The 15,230-nt window shown below is 59.8% G+C and carries 25 protein-coding genes; 21 read left to right on the top strand and 4 right to left on the bottom strand.

Features of this window, described 5'->3' with window-relative positions:
• Together UB48_RS04785 and UB48_RS04780 are read right to left on the bottom strand one after the other, a co-directional pair.
• Positions 1 to 348: a hypothetical protein gene (locus tag UB48_RS04785; RefSeq protein WP_045194483.1), complete on the bottom strand. Its 348-nt coding sequence runs from the start codon at positions 346 to 348 to the stop codon at positions 1 to 3.
• Positions 349 to 518: 170 nt separating this feature from the next.
• Positions 519 to 1,316: a LexA family transcriptional regulator gene (locus tag UB48_RS04780; RefSeq protein ID WP_045194482.1), complete on the bottom strand. Its 798-nt coding sequence runs from the start codon at positions 1,314 to 1,316 to the stop codon at positions 519 to 521.
• Between the two features lie 115 nt (positions 1,317 to 1,431).
• Between UB48_RS04780 and UB48_RS04775 the strand changes: the two genes are divergently transcribed.
• The 13 genes from UB48_RS04775 (at position 1,432) to UB48_RS04725 (ending at position 7,430) form a co-directional block, all read left to right on the top strand.
• Positions 1,432 to 1,629, top strand: coding sequence for a Cro/CI family transcriptional regulator (locus tag UB48_RS04775; RefSeq protein ID WP_045195692.1), 198 nt, complete (start codon positions 1,432 to 1,434; stop codon positions 1,627 to 1,629).
• A 29-nt stretch (positions 1,630 to 1,658) separates the two neighbouring features.
• Positions 1,659 to 1,871: a hypothetical protein gene (locus UB48_RS04770; RefSeq protein WP_045194481.1), complete on the top strand. Its 213-nt coding sequence runs from the start codon at positions 1,659 to 1,661 to the stop codon at positions 1,869 to 1,871.
• 18 nt (positions 1,872 to 1,889) lie between these two features.
• Positions 1,890 to 2,102, top strand: coding sequence for a hypothetical protein (locus UB48_RS04765; protein ID WP_045194480.1), 213 nt, complete (start codon positions 1,890 to 1,892; stop codon positions 2,100 to 2,102).
• 214 nt (positions 2,103 to 2,316) lie between these two features.
• Positions 2,317 to 3,294, top strand: coding sequence for a phage replication protein (locus UB48_RS04760; protein WP_045194479.1), 978 nt, complete (start codon positions 2,317 to 2,319; stop codon positions 3,292 to 3,294).
• On the top strand, positions 3,281 to 4,075 hold the full coding sequence (locus UB48_RS04755; protein WP_045194477.1) for a hypothetical protein: 795 nt from the start codon (positions 3,281 to 3,283) through the stop codon (positions 4,073 to 4,075). The genes UB48_RS04760 and UB48_RS04755 overlap by 14 nt, the downstream gene beginning before the upstream one ends.
• The gene (locus UB48_RS04750) at positions 4,075 to 4,581 is read left to right on the top strand and encodes a hypothetical protein (RefSeq protein WP_045194475.1); all 507 of its coding nucleotides are present in this window, start codon (positions 4,075 to 4,077) and stop codon (positions 4,579 to 4,581) included. The genes UB48_RS04755 and UB48_RS04750 overlap by 1 nt, the downstream gene beginning before the upstream one ends.
• 10 nt (positions 4,582 to 4,591) lie before the next feature.
• On the top strand, positions 4,592 to 4,906 hold the full coding sequence (locus UB48_RS04745) for a hypothetical protein (RefSeq protein WP_045194473.1): 315 nt from the start codon (positions 4,592 to 4,594) through the stop codon (positions 4,904 to 4,906).
• Positions 4,907 to 5,072: 166 nt separating this feature from the next.
• Positions 5,073 to 5,423, top strand: coding sequence for a hypothetical protein (locus UB48_RS27250; RefSeq protein ID WP_082075392.1), 351 nt, complete (start codon positions 5,073 to 5,075; stop codon positions 5,421 to 5,423).
• Positions 5,416 to 5,862 (top strand): recombination protein NinB, encoded by a 447-nt coding sequence (locus tag UB48_RS04735; RefSeq protein WP_045194471.1) that lies wholly within the window; start codon positions 5,416 to 5,418, stop codon positions 5,860 to 5,862. The genes UB48_RS27250 and UB48_RS04735 overlap by 8 nt, the downstream gene beginning before the upstream one ends.
• Complete coding sequence (locus tag UB48_RS27685) at positions 5,859 to 6,020, top strand: hypothetical protein (protein WP_156160166.1); 162 nt, start codon at positions 5,859 to 5,861, stop codon at positions 6,018 to 6,020. The genes UB48_RS04735 and UB48_RS27685 overlap by 4 nt, the downstream gene beginning before the upstream one ends.
• Positions 6,017 to 6,613 (top strand): recombination protein NinG, encoded by a 597-nt coding sequence (locus tag UB48_RS04730; protein ID WP_045194470.1) that lies wholly within the window; start codon positions 6,017 to 6,019, stop codon positions 6,611 to 6,613. Before UB48_RS27685 ends, UB48_RS04730 begins: the two co-directional genes overlap by 4 nt.
• Positions 6,610 to 6,756: a hypothetical protein gene (locus tag UB48_RS27930; RefSeq protein ID WP_177329138.1), complete on the top strand. Its 147-nt coding sequence runs from the start codon at positions 6,610 to 6,612 to the stop codon at positions 6,754 to 6,756. The genes UB48_RS04730 and UB48_RS27930 overlap by 4 nt, the downstream gene beginning before the upstream one ends.
• Positions 6,753 to 7,430: a hypothetical protein gene (locus UB48_RS04725; protein WP_045194469.1), complete on the top strand. Its 678-nt coding sequence runs from the start codon at positions 6,753 to 6,755 to the stop codon at positions 7,428 to 7,430. The genes UB48_RS27930 and UB48_RS04725 overlap by 4 nt, the downstream gene beginning before the upstream one ends.
• A 172-nt stretch (positions 7,431 to 7,602) precedes the next feature.
• Here the strand turns inward: UB48_RS04725 and UB48_RS04720 are convergent, their stop codons facing one another.
• The gene (locus UB48_RS04720) at positions 7,603 to 8,004 is read right to left on the bottom strand and encodes a type II toxin-antitoxin system HicB family antitoxin (protein WP_045194468.1); all 402 of its coding nucleotides are present in this window, start codon (positions 8,002 to 8,004) and stop codon (positions 7,603 to 7,605) included.
• A 37-nt stretch (positions 8,005 to 8,041) separates the two neighbouring features.
• The gene (locus tag UB48_RS27245) at positions 8,042 to 8,224 is read right to left on the bottom strand and encodes a type II toxin-antitoxin system HicA family toxin (protein ID WP_016715573.1); all 183 of its coding nucleotides are present in this window, start codon (positions 8,222 to 8,224) and stop codon (positions 8,042 to 8,044) included.
• A gap of 131 nt (positions 8,225 to 8,355) precedes the next feature.
• Between UB48_RS27245 and UB48_RS04715 the strand changes: the two genes are divergently transcribed.
• From UB48_RS04715 to UB48_RS04680, 8 genes are all read left to right on the top strand, one after another.
• A complete protein-coding gene (locus tag UB48_RS04715; RefSeq protein ID WP_045194466.1) occupies positions 8,356 to 9,033 on the top strand; it encodes a hypothetical protein in 678 nt (225 codons plus the stop codon).
• A 68-nt stretch (positions 9,034 to 9,101) separates the two neighbouring features.
• Positions 9,102 to 9,434 carry a phage holin, lambda family gene (locus tag UB48_RS04710; protein WP_045194464.1) on the top strand — a complete coding sequence of 111 codons (333 nt, stop codon included), beginning with the start codon at positions 9,102 to 9,104 and terminating at the stop codon, positions 9,432 to 9,434.
• 60 nt (positions 9,435 to 9,494) lie between these two features.
• The gene (locus tag UB48_RS04705; protein ID WP_045194463.1) at positions 9,495 to 9,725 is read left to right on the top strand and encodes a hypothetical protein; all 231 of its coding nucleotides are present in this window, start codon (positions 9,495 to 9,497) and stop codon (positions 9,723 to 9,725) included.
• Positions 9,726 to 9,945: 220 nt separating this feature from the next.
• Positions 9,946 to 10,200, top strand: coding sequence for a hypothetical protein (locus UB48_RS04700; protein ID WP_045194462.1), 255 nt, complete (start codon positions 9,946 to 9,948; stop codon positions 10,198 to 10,200).
• A 419-nt stretch (positions 10,201 to 10,619) separates the two neighbouring features.
• The gene (locus UB48_RS04695; RefSeq protein ID WP_045194460.1) at positions 10,620 to 11,219 is read left to right on the top strand and encodes a hypothetical protein; all 600 of its coding nucleotides are present in this window, start codon (positions 10,620 to 10,622) and stop codon (positions 11,217 to 11,219) included.
• A 3-nt stretch (positions 11,220 to 11,222) separates the two neighbouring features.
• A complete protein-coding gene (locus UB48_RS04690; RefSeq protein WP_045194458.1) occupies positions 11,223 to 12,713 on the top strand; it encodes a terminase in 1,491 nt (496 codons plus the stop codon).
• On the top strand, positions 12,713 to 14,167 hold the full coding sequence (locus UB48_RS04685) for a DUF4055 domain-containing protein (RefSeq protein ID WP_045194456.1): 1,455 nt from the start codon (positions 12,713 to 12,715) through the stop codon (positions 14,165 to 14,167). The genes UB48_RS04690 and UB48_RS04685 overlap by 1 nt, the downstream gene beginning before the upstream one ends.
• Positions 14,094 to 15,188: a minor capsid protein gene (locus UB48_RS04680; RefSeq protein ID WP_045194454.1), complete on the top strand. Its 1,095-nt coding sequence runs from the start codon at positions 14,094 to 14,096 to the stop codon at positions 15,186 to 15,188. The genes UB48_RS04685 and UB48_RS04680 overlap by 74 nt, the downstream gene beginning before the upstream one ends.
• Positions 15,189 to 15,230 lie beyond the last annotated feature (42 nt).

Raw genomic sequence — 15,230 nt, 5'->3', positions numbered from 1 at the left:
TTATGACTCAGGCGACTGTGCTTTCAATCCGTCGAGCGTTTGCCGAAGGCCCAGGATTAGAGATTCCGCAGCTTCGATTGTCATGGTTAGGTTAGCGTACTGAACTCGCGAAGTGGAAAGAGCATCGTGCTGCACTTGGGGTTGCAAGCCTCCTGGTACGCTTGGCACTTCGACCAGCGTCTCATGTGAGATTTCTATGATATCGCGGCTGAAAATCATCGCTATCTTGGTTGCGCCGGTGCTCGACTGCATCACACCAATGTTTGCTTGGTCAACTTGCTCGGAAATGTAGTTGATGGCTTTGGTGTGCTTGATTACGTAGCCTGCTTTGATTTCATTTATAGTCATGGTGGTCTCTCGCGAGAGTATTTTAAGAGTTTAATTCGATCCGACTGCAGGGTGTACCATCGACGCTTACGCCCTCAAAGCCCCATCAGTCCGTGCCAGCCTTTCATCCTAGAGGCCCAGACCCTGGAGGTCTCGGCGCAGCTCTTGGTTGGGCTTAGTCAGGGGCATGGTTAAAGATCGCCTCCGCGCCAGATCACTTTTCCGATGATCCTGTGCTCGTTCCCATTGCTACGTAGGAAGTACCTGTCTGGGTAGCTGACCTTGTCTTCATTGTCGCTGCGTAAAACCCATTGCCCAAGCGGAGCTTGCACAAGACGCTTCACGATCGTTCCGTCGCCGCCAGCTAGGACGAACACTTGACGGTCCATCGGGTCAACCTTCGAGCGATCAATCAGCAGCACGTCGCGGTCATTGATCGTCGGCCACATGCTTTCGCCTTCAGCGTAAATGACGATCAAATGCTCCGCCTTGGCACCCTTTGCCTTCAGCCATTCGCGCTTGAACGCAAGCGTCGAGCGCATCTCGACGTGCGGGTTTTCGCTGCCCAGGCCAGCGGCCGCCTTCGCGTCGTACTGGGGGATGAATGCGTAACGATCATCCTCGGTCTCAGGGACATCAGACTGCACGGGTATCGGGGAATTGGCTGCTTCAACGGTGTGATCCACTGATGCAGTAGTACGGCGTATGCCGGCGGCAAGCGTTGGGCTCACCTCGTAAGGCTCGAAGTCTAGGGCCTGAGACAGCTTGACCAATGCCTCAAGGTTCAAGGCGACCTTCCCCGTCATGTACTGGCTGACAGTGCTTTGCGGCGACTTCCATTCGCATCTTTCCCCGACCTCGGTCTGCGTGAGTATCGGTTTTTCTGGGTCTGCCCGGGATTCCTTCACGCGCAACTTGTAGATGTCGTGAAGCCGCCTGGCGTCATCCAGCTGTTCAGCAGAAAGAGGGGTTCTGATCGGTTTTTTCATGAGCGTGATTTAGTAGCACCGCTGCTTTTTACGCAAACAGCACTGCTAATCTTTGTCCTTGAATATTGTAAAACAGCAGTGCTAATATCTTATGAAACCCTATGAGGCAGACCAGATGAAGACTGTATCCCTTGAGGATTACCTGGCCGAGCAAGGAACCCAGAGCGACCTCGCCAAGGCCCTGGGGATCCAGCAAAGCGCCGTATCCCAGATGTTCCGCGCAAAGCGGGATATTCGAATAACGATCTATGACGACGGCCACATCGAGGCGAACGAAATTCGCCCGATTCCTGCTCGAAAGTCCGCCGCTTAACCCTTTCAACCGCAAGGAGCAACAACTGTATGGCCTACGACAACCCCGCCCACAAGCGCAGTGAAGTTTGCAAGCTCCGCTACAAGCCTGAGGACTTGCGCTATTTGCGCATGGAGGCGAAGCGCGCGGGCATGCAATTGGCTACCTACATCCATGACCTTTCGCTCATGGCTCGCCGCCTGGGCGCAGCTGAACTCATTCGCGAGATGAACGGCTTGGGTGAACAGGATAAGTCGGCCTAACGGGCCTTTGGAGGCCCAATGCACGAATCAATTTTCGATGCGTTGGAGGACGAGGCGAAAGATGAAGTCCGGCAGTTGAGTGCCGAGCTCGGATGGAGCCTCGAACACACCGCACAGGAATACCTCCGGGCAGGACAGTCGTTGGCAATCCAGCTCCAAATGGAGCGGATGAAAAGGCCAGCGCAAGTCCTGTCTCTGGTGGGACACAAAAAGGCCCTCGATGTGGGCTGATTGTGGGAAGCGGGAGGCCCTCTTTGGGGCTTTTTGCAGGCACAAAAAAGCCGACGTACGAGGTCGGCTCATTTGCAAAACTAGAGAGGCCCGATTATGCAGAGCCAGATCGCTTCAAGCAATACCCAGAATCTCGCGCCACGAAATGCGAACCGCGAAAACGTGGCGCGCACTTTGTCGCTGTATGCGATGTCCCGATTGGGCGGGATCTGACATGCAGTTCACCGTGACGATCAACCAGGCAAAGGCGCTCGAATGGGGGCTCAACTCCCAGCAAGCGCTGCTGTTCGCGTTCGTCTACGGCTGCCCGAGCTGGGCAAAAGCGTTGAAGACGGATGACGGGATCTTCTTTGCACTGAGCAAGGCCAAGATCGTGGAAGAGTTGCCTTTGCTGACCGACAAGCCCGACACGGCCTATCGGATGCTGAAGGCCTTGGAAGAAGCCGGTTTGATCGAGCTTTCCAGCACTTCGAACATCACCCTTTTCCGCCTGACCGACAAGGCAGCTGAGTGGAACAAGAAGCAGGATGGGTCGGAAAAATATCCGACCCCACCACAAACCAAGGGTCGGAAAAAAATCCGATCTACCTCGGAAAAATCTCCGAGCAAGGTTGGAAAAAAATCCGAGCCAGGGTCGGAAAAATCTCCGACAAATCAGGATACCAATAATCAGGTTACCAATCAGGATACCAGTCACAGCTTGCAGGACGGCTCGGACAAGCCGAACCAGTCCCGCGGCTTGGTGCTGGTTGTTGACCGCGCCGATGCCCCCCGGGTTGAGATCCCGGCCGACATGCCGGGCCCCAAAGACCAGGCCTGCAAAACCTTCAAGGTCTGGGCGAACTACGCCATGGCCTACCGCAAGCGCTACAGCACCTGGCCGGTGTGGAACGCCAAGGTCGGTGGCCAGCTCGGCCAACTGGTAGACCGCCTCGGTGCTGACGTCGCCCACCACGTCGCCGCCCACTACCTGAAAACCAGCGACGCGGCGGTTCTGCGCAAGTGCCACAGCCTCAACGAACTGCTGGTGAATGCTGAGAGCTACCACACCCAATGGATGACCGGTCAGCGCGTCAACGGGACCACCGCGCGCCAGATGGAGCGCACTGAGGCGAACCTGTCCGCAGCTGAACAGGCGGCTCAACTGGTTCTGGCCAAGCGCCAGGCGGGAGAGCGCAATGAGTACCTGTGAGATGAACGATGCCCAGGTGGCAGGACTGGCCGCTGCCATTTGCGCGACGGCTGAAGCCATGGGGCAGGAAATGAACCCAGGCACTGCCGCGATGATGGCTGAGGACCTATGCGCTTACCCGGTAGCTACCGTTCGCGCCGCCCTGAAGGCCTGTCGACTGGAAGTGAAGGGCAAGCTCGCCATGGCCGACATCCTGCAGCGAGTGCAGGCCGCTGACGGTCGCCCTGGCAAGGATGAGGCGTGGTCCATTGCCCTGACTGCCAGTGATGAAAGCGAGACCGTGGTGATGACTGCCGAGATTCAGCAGGCCATGGCCGCAGCGCAACCGGTGCTTGTGCTGGGCGACAAAGTTGGCGCCCGGATGGCGTTCATGAGCGCCTACGAAAGGTTGGTTGCCGGGGCACGGGCTGAGGCGAAGCCAGCTGCCTGGAGTGTTTCCCTCGGCTTCGATCCGGTTCGCCGAGTGACTGCCATCGAATCGGCTGTGCGTATGCAACTGATCACCCAAGAGTCGGGCACCAAGTACTTGGCCGATCTGCGCATCGCGCCGATCACCAAAGACGGCCAAGCCATAGCTGGACTGCTCACCGGTACCGCTGTTCAAGCATCCCCGAAGTTGCGCGAAAAACTCGCCGAGGTTCGCTCAATCGTTGAGGCCGCTAAGGCCCGACAGGACCGTGAAAAGCGCAAGAAGGCGCAGGGCGATCGGGTCAATACGTATCTGCGCAAGCGCAAAGCCCGCGAGGCCATCGCCACTGTGCAACGCAAGGAGAACCACTGATGGCCGTCACCGAATCTCGCCAGCAGCAGATGCTTGCAGGTCAATCGTCGCTCGCCCGCAAGGTCTTTGAGGTAGTTCCCATCCAAGAGGCCTGGCACGCAACTGACATCCACGGCGCCTTGCGTTCTGCTGGCTCCAGTAGCTCCCAGTTCCGCGCGGTTCGCGCCTGTCTGGGCGAATTGAAGGACGCCGGCCTCATCCGCGAGCCGGTCAACTCCCATTTCCAGCGCACCGCATCCGCCAACAAAACTCAGAAGGAACAGCCCATGGCCAAGGAAACCGCTCAAAAAGTCGTAGCAATCAAGAAGCCCGAGGCGGGATCGCTGGACGTGCTCGCGAGCCTCTCCAGCGAAGTGATCGCCATGGCCGATGACTTCGGCCAGCGCATGAGGAAGATGGCGGCTCGCATCGAAGAGGTGGCGCTGTCCGTTGAGGCCGAGCGCGAGGGCAACTCCGAGCAATTGGAGAAGCTGAAGCAGCTCCAGTCGATCCTGAAGAGCTTGTAGGGGAGCACTGATGGACACCAACAAGATGCCGACAGAAATGGAAGCGCAATTCGACGCCGCGTTTCGAGCCAAGTTTGGGTGCGGCATTGCCGAGGTTGCGGCCTCCGGGCACGAAGACAGCATGGCGCTTATGGGGGCTGCTATGTGGGCATGGCAGGCCTCCCGCGAGGCTGTGGTGGTTGAACTGCCACCGGCGCCGGCCAGGCCGGAGGAGCCAGAGTTTGCCCTCGATGACAGTCACATGGATGCCTATAACGCGGCAGTCCGCATGCGTGATGCCTGCGCGAAGGCCATCGAGGCCCAAGGCCTGAAGGTGAAGCCATGACAGCTGCTTACTTTCTGATTGTGCTCTACACGGGCTCCAACGGTTACGCCCTGACTTCTGTCCCGATGGAGTCTGCCGAGGAGTGCAAACAGGCGGCAGCTCAGGCGAAGGCCGACCTTGAGCGCGCCTTAACCACTGTTCGTACCTCCTGCGTGAGGGCCAAACCATGAACATCGACAAAGCAAAGCTCCAGCCCCTGCTGTGGGCAGTGGTAGGCGCCTGGAGGGCTGGCGACCAAGATCTGCACCTGCACACTGACGCGCTGGATGCATTCCTCGGCGAGACCACGGTAGAAGAGGTCGCCCTCGGCCTGCTCGCTGATGTTGAGCGGCTGGAGCTGATTGCGCGCATCTCCTGCAACTTTGATGGCTACAGGGCGATGTTGGACGAGCGCGACCAGCTCAAGACTGAGAACGAAAAGATGCGCAGCTTTCTCGCAGAAGTGAGCAGAACATCTGGCGACAATTGGGCTGTCATGGCCGCGCGCAACCTGCTTGAGGATGTCGACCATGGCTGACCTGATGCTCCGCACCGAGCAAGACCGTGCTCGCCTGATCGTCTACCTCACCGGCCTGGACCTGGCCAAACCGCGCCGCTTGACCATCGTCGAGGTGCGGAACAAGCGCAGCGACGCCCAGAACCGTTTGCTGTGGATGTGGAATGGACTGATCCAGGAGCATCTGCGCGACTCCTACGGCCAGGCAGCAAGCAGCGAAGAGTGGCACGAGATCCTGGTCGCCAAATTGTGGCCGGCCGAGGTCCACCCGGTGGAGCTGCCCGACGGCACCCGGTACCGCGTTGGTCGGGCCAAGACCCGCAAGTTCAATACCCAGCAGATGACTCAGTACCTGGAGCTGCTGGACGCCTACTGCACCGAGAGCCTGCAGCTGCTCCTGCCACATCCAGAGGACCTGATGATGGCGATCTATGGCGAGCGCCGCGGGAGGGCTGCATGAAGACTGCGTACGGAGCGATCACCGCCTTGCTTGGTGGAGTGCTGGCGGCAGAGCTGGCCTCGATCGGGGTGTACATGAACAGCCCTAGTTTTTGGATGATCTTTGGCACAGCGCTCGCCATGGGCGGTGTGTTTTACAAGTGGGGCGACGAGATATGAGGACAGCCCTCAAGGAAGCGAAGCAGAAGACCTGCAAGGCCTGCGGCGGGAAGTTCCGGCCATCGCTGTCGACGCAGAAGGCCTGCAGCGTGAAGTGTGCCCTGGCCATGGCGCCGGCGAATCACGACAAAGCCCGGAAGGCCATCGACCAGCGCAAGCGCCGCGAGATCAAGGTTCGCAAGGAGAAGCTCAAGACCCGCGGCGACTACATGCGCGAGGCCCAGGCCGAGTTCAACACTTACATCCGCCTGCGCGACCAGCACCTGCCGTGCATCAGCTGTGACTCGCTGCCCAGCGATCACGACCTGATCACCGGCAGCCGCTGGGACGCCGGCCACTACCGCTCTGTGGGCGCCTGCCCGGAGCTGCGCTTCGAGCCGCTCAACGTGCACCGCCAGTGCGTGAAGTGCAATCGCAACCTGTCCGGTAACGCGGTCGAGTACCGCATCCGGCTGGTGCAGCGCATCGGCGCCGACCGGGTGGCCTGGTTGGAAGGGCCTCATCAGGCCTGCAAGCACACCATCGACGACCTGAAGGCCATCAGGGCCGAGTACCGGGCAAAGATCAAACAGCTGAAGGAGGCTGCAGCTTGACCACAGCATGGGCGTTTTTCTTTCTGGCCGTGATGCTTGTGGCATCCGGCGCTGAGTTTGCCTGGGGTGCCGCAGTCGCCCGCAAGCGCAGCTACGAAGAATTCATTTTGAGGAAATCCAAGCGGGCAGGGGGCGGGCAATGATCTATCAGAATGTGGTTTCCGCAGTAGTCCGGGCCCTGGCCGCCGAGACAATCAACAGCGCTGGCGGGTGCAATGTCGAGCCGCGCGTACAGACCAGCAAGCTCAAGGGCGAAATTTCGGGGAAGGATGCGGCTCTGCTGGCCGACTCGATCGTGCACAAGCTGCTGCATGCCAAGCTCAGCCCGCGGCACTGGAACGCCCTGGTGGCGAAGTACAGCACGCATAGCGGCAGGAAGATCGACTCTATCGGCCGTCTCGTCTCGGTTGTATCAAGCCCGGCACCACTGCTCTTCACCCAGCGAGCGGTGCTGGTGTGGGCGGTGCCTCAGCAAGCCAAGGGCATTCAGCGAAAGGTGGTTGAAATAAAGGCGCCCGAACTGCGTGAGAACGAAGAGGCCGGCCAATGGGATTGGCGGAACAAAGCCGCAGTTGCTGCAATCGAGCGTGCCAACAAGCATGCCCGGGCCGTGGCCGAAACGAAACCTGGTGTAATCGTTTTGTCCGAGTCGATCTACGACATGACCAGCTGGGATTCCCAGGGGCTGACAGAGCGCACGTATCAGCGCTGGAACAAGGCAATCAAGGGCAATCTGGAGTCGATGGTGGACGAGGCATTGGTTGAGGCGCAGCACATACTTGAGGCGGTTGGAGTGCTATCGGGCGAGGCGGCGTGAAGAGGTCCTCAAAAGGGCTTGCATGTCATGTCGCCATGTCGCATTATTCACCCATCCTGTCATTCCTGCGCGTTTAGGAGTGACCACAAAGAACCCGGCCAAGTGCCGGGTTTTTTATTGCCCGAAGAGGGCCTCAAGAGTCCCGGCCAGTGCGCCGGGATTTTGCGTCTGCTTACCTGCCAAGCTTTTCCATTGCCGCATCGGCGAGGAAAGACGAACGGCTTTTGACATTGTGATCGCGCACGTACCGATCGATCCGCTGGATGACAAAGCCGGGCAGGGTCACGTTGACCTTCTCGGTCTTGCCCAGGTACGGCGTAATGTCGATCTCAATCATGCCCCAGCCCATATCCGCGAAGTCTGGATTGCTCCGGTGCGTTGCGGCAGTGGTCGGCATGGGAATGGCCTGGCCATTCGAAGCGATCTCCTCGAGCATGATGTGCGCGACCTCGACGGCGGCGGTGTAAGCCTCCTCGAAGGTGTCGCCTGCGGTTACAGCGCCTGGAATGTCCGGCACCTGGATGCCGATAGCGGTGTTCTCGTCGCCCCATTCGATACAGATTGGATATTGCATTGTCGTCTCCTGCGAAGGTGCAAAGGGTGAAGCCGGGTTACTTCAGCCCGGCTCGTTCCTTGATGCTCTTTACCGTGCCTATCGGTAGGTCTTTCTTTGGGTGAGGCACTGGTATCGAGTTTGGGTTGTTGGGGTGCTTGAAGATGTGGTGACTTCCAGTAACTCGCTTTAGAACCCATCCAGCCGCTTCAAGCTCCTTTATCAACTGCCTGCTTTGCACCTCCGTCTCCTTGTGTGGTTGATGGGGTAATTATACCTCTAGGCGCATAACGTGCAAATCGTTTTGTGTGTCTGGGGTTATCTTTCTGCCTCGGCATGCTCCGGGGCTTTTTCGCTTCTGGAGATCAGCACATGCAGAGTCACGACTACCTACCAGGGGTATCCGGCTGGAAAATCAGCCCAGGAAACGTCGAGCTCAATAGCGCTCGGCTCTCGGTCGGCGGCCTGTCCTACAGCCCGCAGTCGATTACCGTAACCGCTGGTGAGTGGTCGCTGTCTGAGCTCCCCGCAAGCGGTGTTGAATACCATGCATTCATCGGCGCCGAGCTGGCGAAGATACCGCCCGAGCATCGAGACAGTGCTGAGCTCTCGACCGAAGACATCTCGTTTGACCGCGATGGTTCGGACATCCGCACCACGCTGACCTACAGCCGTCTAGAGACTGCTGAGGAGGTTGAGGCGCGACGGAATAGAGCAATGGTCGCGGGCAGCAGGATCAGCCTGAAGGACGGCGTGCTTACCATCACCCATGATGGCGCCGACCTCATCCGACTCGGTGATCTGGGGGAGCCCTTCATCGTGGATAGCGGTCAAGTCTTCATCAGCCAGGCTGTAGTCGATGCCAGCAAGCTCGCTACCGGATACACCATCAAGACTGAAACTTTGAACAGCGGTCGGGAAGTGATGACTGGCCTGAGCTTCTGCAGTCTCATTGACCCCTTGACGTTAAAGATCACCGATCCAGCTGATGCAGTCCGCCAAGTCATCCGCGAAGAGCTGCGACCAGGCGGTATGCTGAACTCCCGCTAATCCTGCTGCACCTCGCCCGCCCTGAGTGGGCTTTCTTTTTACAGCTCCCTGCGAGGGAGGAATCGAGTATGTCCAACATGCCAGACAAACCAGACACCTGGGCGATTGCTCTTGCGTGGTTGAGCCAGCATTCGCCCCTCCTGTACGCGGCCGGTCTGTCCTGCGCCATGGCAGTCCTTCGGATCACCTATGGAGGTGGCACCCGTCGCCAGATGCTGGTTGAGGGTGCTATCTGCGGAGGGCTGACCCTAACTATGATCAGCGGCTTCGAGTTCTTCGGACTGCCTCAAAGCATGGCTGCCTTCGTCGGCGGCTGGGTTGGCCTGCTTGGGGTCGATAAGGTTCGGGCCATCGCTGACCGCGTCACCGACTTCAAGCTGCCGGCCCGTAAGGCGGACTGATCCGCGCCACAAATTCAAGGTTCGCCGTTTCGTGGCGCGACAACTCCAGAGGAATCACCCATGGACAACCAGCACAAGAAAATCACCGGCTACCGCGACCTGAGCCAAAACGAGATCGACGGCATGAATTCGATCAAGGCCCTGGAAGCTGACGCCGGCGAGCTGTTCAAGCAGATCGGCCGGATCGAAGGTGTTGACCCGCGGCTGCTCGCCCTGGCCAAGACCAACCTGCAGCAGGGCTTCATGTGGATTGTGCGCTCCATTGCCAAGCCTGCCGACCCGTTCAGTTGATGAGAAGCGGAACCCGCCTGGATTGCGCGCGCCCAGTCACCGCGGACATTCACGATATCGCTGAGAGGCGTCCGCATCTGACTGTTGCGGCTGATGATGGTGTCCACGTGCTGCCTTGTGACCTAGTGCGCTCGGTGATCGCCGGCGACAAGCCATCAGCCATCCTGACCGAGCCAGTTCTGCGCCGGATCATTGAAGAGTGGTTACAGAAGGTGACTGCATGACCGCGAAGCTCGTTGAGTTCAAACGGGAGGACTGGCGTGATGCTGCCAAGACCCTGCGCAAGATCGCCGATGACCTCGATGCCGGTGTGCATCCAGAATGCACTGTAGGCGCGCTGACCCTCATGGGGCCGAAAGGCGAGGTGACGGTGTTTGGGCTTGGTCCCAAATGCGACGACCTGCAATGCCTGGGTGCAACGCGGCTCGGCGAGCAGAAGCTTATTGATGTGCTGCTGGATGTCGGGGAAGGGTAGGTGTGCCGCAGGTGCGTGCGGCACAATTTTTCGCACGCTGCTTACCTGAGCTCTCGCTCCAGAGCCTGCTGATAACAAACAAGGTCAGATGATTGTTGGTTTTTCTCATATGCCGCTTGGTAGTGATCGGCGCTTTTATCACAGGCATAGCTCGAGCTGCCGCCGAGCTCTCGCTCTAGAGCTTTTTGATAGCACACAAGGTCACTAGCTCGCATTGCCGATTGGTATCGATCTTGGTAAGACTGAGCGCTGTCCGAACATGAGCCATATGGAGTATCTGCTGCTAGGGATGCTGTGCTTGCAATGCCGAGTGCGCAAACAGCAAGAAGGGCTTTTACCGGGGTCATCCGTAATCTCCGTGTAGGTCTTTCGCACCAATACCGGCAATCAACCACCATTTCAAGTGCCAGAGAGCATCTATGACAACCAAGCAACCCGACTGGGAGGCGATCGAACGAGCCTACCGGGCCGGGGCGCTTTCCATCAGAACCATCGCTGAGCGCCAGGGCGTGAGCGACACCGCAATCAGGAAGAAGGCCAAGGCCCTGAACTGGGCGCGGGACCTTTCCGACCAGGTGCGTAAAGAGGTTCGCAGCAAGCTGGTTCGCGGCGAGGTTCGCAACGATCAAGGCGCGAACCGCGAACTCGATACCGAAATCATCGAGGAGGCCGCAGAGGAGGGCGCGCAGGTAGTTCGCAGCCACCGCCGCGACATCCGCAAGGCCACGAACCTTGCGAACCTGCTGATGGATGATCTGCTGACCACCATCCAGCGCCGGGAGGAAATTGAGGAGGCAATCGACGAAGAGACCGCCGAGGACAGCAACGGCATGCGCCGCGCCTCGATGCTTGCCGCGGTGGCCCTCCCAAGTAACTCTAAGACACTGTTCCAGCTGTCAGCTGCAATGAAGAACCTCCAGGTGCTCGAGCGCCAGGCATTCGGCCTGGACGAGAAGGAGAAGACGGACGAAGCGGACGAACTGTCCAAGCTGATGGATGAACTATCGAAGGAAGCCTGACCCATGAAGCCCGAGCACCTGAAACTGCTCCGGGACCGGTTCTGGCGGCTGAACAACCTGTACTTCATTACCGACAAGCAGGGGAAGAAGGTCCGCTTCCGCATGACGCAGGAGCAGATCGATTACTTCCAGGGGATGCACACCCGCAACATCATCCTCAAGGCGCGGCAACTCGGGTTCACTACCCTGGTGTGCATCGTCCAGCTGGATGCCGCGCTGTTCGAAGCGGCGAAGTGCGCCCTGATCGCTCACACCCTGAACGACGCCAAGCGCCTGTTCAGGGAGAAGGTCAAGTACGCCTACGACAGCCTGCCCAAGGAGATCAAGGCGGCAAACCCGGCACGCAACGATGCCGCGGGCGAGCTGGTGTTCAGCAAGGGCGGATCGCTCTACGTCTCCACTTCGTTCCGGGGCGGTACGCTGCGCTACCTGCACGTTTCCGAGTTCGGGAAGATCTGCGCCAAGTTCCCGCACAAGGCGCGGGAGATCGTCACCGGTGCGTTTGAGGCTGTGGCCGCTGAGTGTTTCGTCACTATTGAGTCGACGGCAGAGGGCCGGGCGGGGTACTTCTTCGACTACAGCCAGTCAGCCGAAAAGCAGCAGCTCGCTGGCGTGCCCCTGGGCCTGTTGGACTGGAAGTTCTTCTTCTTCAGCTGGTGGCGGAACCCGCTGTACTGGCTTGATCCGACTGATGTCACCATCCCTGATCGGCTGACAAAGTATTTCGACGACCTGACCGCCAAGCACGGCATCGTCACCAACCCGGGTCAGCGCGCCTGGTACACCGCCAAGGAAAAGACCCTCGGCGACGACATGAAGCGGGAGTACCCGTCGATCCCTGCCGAGGCATTCCAGCAGACGATCGAGGGCGCGTACTACGCCAAGCAATTCACCAAGCTCTACGCCGCCCAGCGCATCGGCAAGCTGCCCGACAACAGCCACCTGCCGGTGCACACATTTTGGGATATCGGCGTGGGTGACTCGACCGCGATCTGGTTTGTCCGCATCGTCGGCGAGGAATACCACGTAGTCGACTTCTACCAGAACAGCGGCGAAGGCCTGCGGCACTACATGAAGGTGCTGAAGGATCGCGGCTACACCTACGGTGAGCATTGGGGTCCGCACGACATCGACAACCGTGAGTTCGGCAGCGACGGAAAGACCCGCCGAGAGCTGGCCCGCGAGGGTTATGAGATCGACGGAGAAAAGTACCGGATGACATTCCTGGTCGTGCCCAAGCTCGGCATCGATGAAGGCATCGAGCAGGCGCGAGAAGTGTTGCCGAACTGCGCCTTCGACGAAGCCAAATGCGGCGAGGGCATTACCGCCCTTGAGAGCTACCGCAAAGAGTGGGACGACAAGCGTGGGTGCTGGAAGGATAAGCCGCTTCATGACTGGTCATCCCACCCGGCCGACGGTTTCCGCTATTTCGCCGTTGCCATGGCGCGACGTAAACGCACAGGCGGTGTCCGCCGCATCGGAGGTTTGGCGTAATGCCTGTTCAATCAACCAACCCAGACTACGACGCTCACATTGCTGAGTGGCGGATGATGGACGACGCCCTTGAGGGCGAGGGCGCTATCAAGCGCAGCCCGCGCAATCTGCCGAAGCCGAGCGGCATGGTGGAGGCCGAGAAGCTGGACGGCGCGGGTAACGCCTACCTCTACCGTAACTACACCGACCGCGCCCAGTATGAGCACTGGGTGCGAGACTCGCTGCGCTCAATGATGGGCCTGGTCTCCCGGCTGATTCCCGAAGTGAAACTGCCTGCCGGCCTCAAGCAGTTGGAGGAGAATGCTACCGCCGACGGCTTCGGCTTGATTCAGTTGTTCCTGCGCATCGTGCGCCAGGCCATATCCCATGGTCGGGTACCGCTGGTGGTCAACGTCGACGACGCGGGGCAGCCGTACTTTTCCACCTACGCGGTGCGCAACGCCATCAACTGGGACACCGCCGATCAGGGTGGTCGCCAGGATCTGGTCCTCTCGGTGTTCCGTGAGTTCAGGAAGAAGGATGCCGAGGATCGCTACAGCCATGAGTGCGTGACGGTTTTCCGCGAGTTCTACATGGAGGGTGAGGTCTGTTACACCGCTGTGCGCAACGAGGCCGGCGAGTTGGTCGAGAACGCGCGCCCTCTGGGTACTGTCGGCACCGACAACCAGCTGGTGCGCGGCCTGGAGTACATCCCGGTTATCTATTGCGGATCGACCGACAACTCACCGGACGTAGACGAGATCCCGCTGCTGACCATGGCGCGGGCCGCGCTGAAGTCCTACCAGCTCAGCGCCGACTATTTCACCGCACTGCACCAGACCAGCCACCCGCAGCCGTGGGTATCCGGCCTGGATGACAGCGTGGAGCTCAGCGTCACTGGGCCGTCCGCTGCTTGGGACCTCGGCCCCAGTGGCCAATGCGGCTACTTGGAGTTCCAGGGCGCCGGCATTCAGGCCGTTCGTACTGCCATGGAAGACCAGAAGAATGCCGCCCTAGAAGCTGGTGCCAAGGTGATGGATGTATCCGGCACCGAGTCGGGCGAGGCCCGCAAGACCCGCCAGAACGACCAGCACGCCACGCTGCACAGTATTGTCATTACTGCTGCAGCCGGCATCGAGCAAGCCCTGCGCTACGCCGCAGAGTGGACCGGCTACAACCCGGACGAAGTCGTCTTCACAGTTAAGCCGGAGTTCGTCATTCCTGAGGTCGATGCCCAGGTGCTGGCCGAACTGCAGAAGAGCGTGATGGCCGGGACCATCAGCGCCGAGACCTACTGGCAGTACCTCACCACCGGCAAGCTGCCGGAGCGCCCCTACGACAAAGAGGCCGAGCTGATCAGCGACGAGCGCGAATCGGCCGGCATCAACCTGGATAAAGACGATGGCGACGAAACCGGAGCAGACAGCGGACGAGAAGCTGCTGGAGCAGGTAAGCCGCCACTCGGTTCTGCTTGAGCGGCTCAAGGCCGGTGAGGTCAAGAAGTTTGAAAGCTACTTGCGCCGCATCGATGCCCATGTGCGTGATCAGCTCACCCGCAAGGAGCTGACGACCTACAGCCGCAGCAGGCTTGAGGAGTTCCTGGGGCGGGTGGGCGGCAAGCTGCTGGAGATCTACAAAGCCTTCAGCGACCGGATGCAGTCCGACCTGGTGGACATCGCGCTGTATGAGGCGGCCTTCGAAGGCCGGAGCCTGGCCAAGGCGCTGTTGATCGACGCGATGATGCCGACCGACGCCCTTATCCGATCGGCGATCAACACGCAGCCGTTGCAGGTGTCGGGGATTGACGGCGGCACGCTGCTGAAATCCTTCCTCAACGGCTGGACGCGCACCGAGTCGACTCGGGTAACGAACGCCATACGGCTCGGCGTCGTGCAGGGTCAGACCAACGCCGAGATCACCCAGGCCATTCGCGGTACGGCGGCACAGAACTTCACCGACGGCGTCCTGGCCGTCAGCAACCGCAACGCCCGATCCATCGTACAGACCGCAGTCCAGCATGTGGCCACCACGGCACGCATGGAAACGCTCAAGGCGAACTCCGATGTCATCCCAGGCTATCGCTGGGTTTCGACGCTTGACCGCAAGACCAGCACCCTCTGCAAGAGCCTGGACGGTCGGGTGTTCGAGGTAGGGAAGGGCCCGTTGCCGCCGGCGCACGTCAACTGCCGCTCGACTACTGTGCCGGTAACCAGGCTGTCGGCGCTGTTTGCCGAAGGCGCAACGCGGGCATCTGTGGGGGCTGGCGGCGGTGCGCAGGTATCGGCAGGGCTCGGCTACTACCAGTGGCTCAAAACGCAGCCAGCGACCTTTCAAGACGCCGCGCTGGGCCCCGTTCGCGCAAAGCTGTTCCGCGATGGCGGCCTGACTGCCGAGCGCTTCGCCGCGCTGCAGTTGGACAAGAACTTTAAGCCGCTGACGCTTGACCAGCTCAAGGAGCTGGAGCCGTTGGCGTTTGAGCGGGCCGGCATTAGCTAGCTCGCGCCACAAAACGAAGGGCCACGGTTTCGTGGCGCGATC

It is taken from the genome of Pseudomonas sp. 2(2015) (assembly GCF_000955865.1).
In the GTDB taxonomy this organism is placed as follows: Bacteria; Pseudomonadota; Gammaproteobacteria; order Pseudomonadales; family Pseudomonadaceae; genus Aquipseudomonas.
The sequence above is the reverse complement of the archived record's forward strand: the minus strand, read 5'-3'. Positions and strand labels throughout refer to the sequence as shown.

Bases quoted from the DNA above. Each gene is read 5' to 3' on its own strand.
- UB48_RS04785 (WP_045194483.1), bottom strand. From the start codon at position 348: ATGACTATAAATGAAATCAAAGCAGGCTACGTAATCAAGCACACCAAA.
- UB48_RS04780 (WP_045194482.1), bottom strand. From the start codon at position 1,316: ATGAAAAAACCGATCAGAACCCCTCTTTCTGCTGAACAGCTGGATGAC.
- UB48_RS04775 (WP_045195692.1), top strand. From the start codon at position 1,432: ATGAAGACTGTATCCCTTGAGGATTACCTGGCCGAGCAAGGAACCCAG.
- UB48_RS04770 (WP_045194481.1), top strand. From the start codon at position 1,659: ATGGCCTACGACAACCCCGCCCACAAGCGCAGTGAAGTTTGCAAGCTC.
- UB48_RS04765 (WP_045194480.1), top strand. From the start codon at position 1,890: ATGCACGAATCAATTTTCGATGCGTTGGAGGACGAGGCGAAAGATGAA.
- UB48_RS04760 (WP_045194479.1), top strand. From the start codon at position 2,317: ATGCAGTTCACCGTGACGATCAACCAGGCAAAGGCGCTCGAATGGGGG.
- UB48_RS04755 (WP_045194477.1), top strand. From the start codon at position 3,281: ATGAGTACCTGTGAGATGAACGATGCCCAGGTGGCAGGACTGGCCGCT.
- UB48_RS04750 (WP_045194475.1), top strand. From the start codon at position 4,075: ATGGCCGTCACCGAATCTCGCCAGCAGCAGATGCTTGCAGGTCAATCG.
- UB48_RS04745 (WP_045194473.1), top strand. From the start codon at position 4,592: ATGGACACCAACAAGATGCCGACAGAAATGGAAGCGCAATTCGACGCC.
- UB48_RS27250 (WP_082075392.1), top strand. From the start codon at position 5,073: ATGAACATCGACAAAGCAAAGCTCCAGCCCCTGCTGTGGGCAGTGGTA.
- UB48_RS04735 (WP_045194471.1), top strand. From the start codon at position 5,416: ATGGCTGACCTGATGCTCCGCACCGAGCAAGACCGTGCTCGCCTGATC.
- UB48_RS27685 (WP_156160166.1), top strand. From the start codon at position 5,859: ATGAAGACTGCGTACGGAGCGATCACCGCCTTGCTTGGTGGAGTGCTG.
- UB48_RS04730 (WP_045194470.1), top strand. From the start codon at position 6,017: ATGAGGACAGCCCTCAAGGAAGCGAAGCAGAAGACCTGCAAGGCCTGC.
- UB48_RS04725 (WP_045194469.1), top strand. From the start codon at position 6,753: ATGATCTATCAGAATGTGGTTTCCGCAGTAGTCCGGGCCCTGGCCGCC.
- UB48_RS04720 (WP_045194468.1), bottom strand. From the start codon at position 8,004: ATGCAATATCCAATCTGTATCGAATGGGGCGACGAGAACACCGCTATC.
- UB48_RS04715 (WP_045194466.1), top strand. From the start codon at position 8,356: ATGCAGAGTCACGACTACCTACCAGGGGTATCCGGCTGGAAAATCAGC.
- UB48_RS04710 (WP_045194464.1), top strand. From the start codon at position 9,102: ATGTCCAACATGCCAGACAAACCAGACACCTGGGCGATTGCTCTTGCG.
- UB48_RS04705 (WP_045194463.1), top strand. From the start codon at position 9,495: ATGGACAACCAGCACAAGAAAATCACCGGCTACCGCGACCTGAGCCAA.
- UB48_RS04700 (WP_045194462.1), top strand. From the start codon at position 9,946: ATGACCGCGAAGCTCGTTGAGTTCAAACGGGAGGACTGGCGTGATGCT.
- UB48_RS04695 (WP_045194460.1), top strand. From the start codon at position 10,620: ATGACAACCAAGCAACCCGACTGGGAGGCGATCGAACGAGCCTACCGG.
- UB48_RS04690 (WP_045194458.1), top strand. From the start codon at position 11,223: ATGAAGCCCGAGCACCTGAAACTGCTCCGGGACCGGTTCTGGCGGCTG.
- UB48_RS04685 (WP_045194456.1), top strand. From the start codon at position 12,713: ATGCCTGTTCAATCAACCAACCCAGACTACGACGCTCACATTGCTGAG.
- UB48_RS04680 (WP_045194454.1), top strand. From the start codon at position 14,094: ATGGCGACGAAACCGGAGCAGACAGCGGACGAGAAGCTGCTGGAGCAG.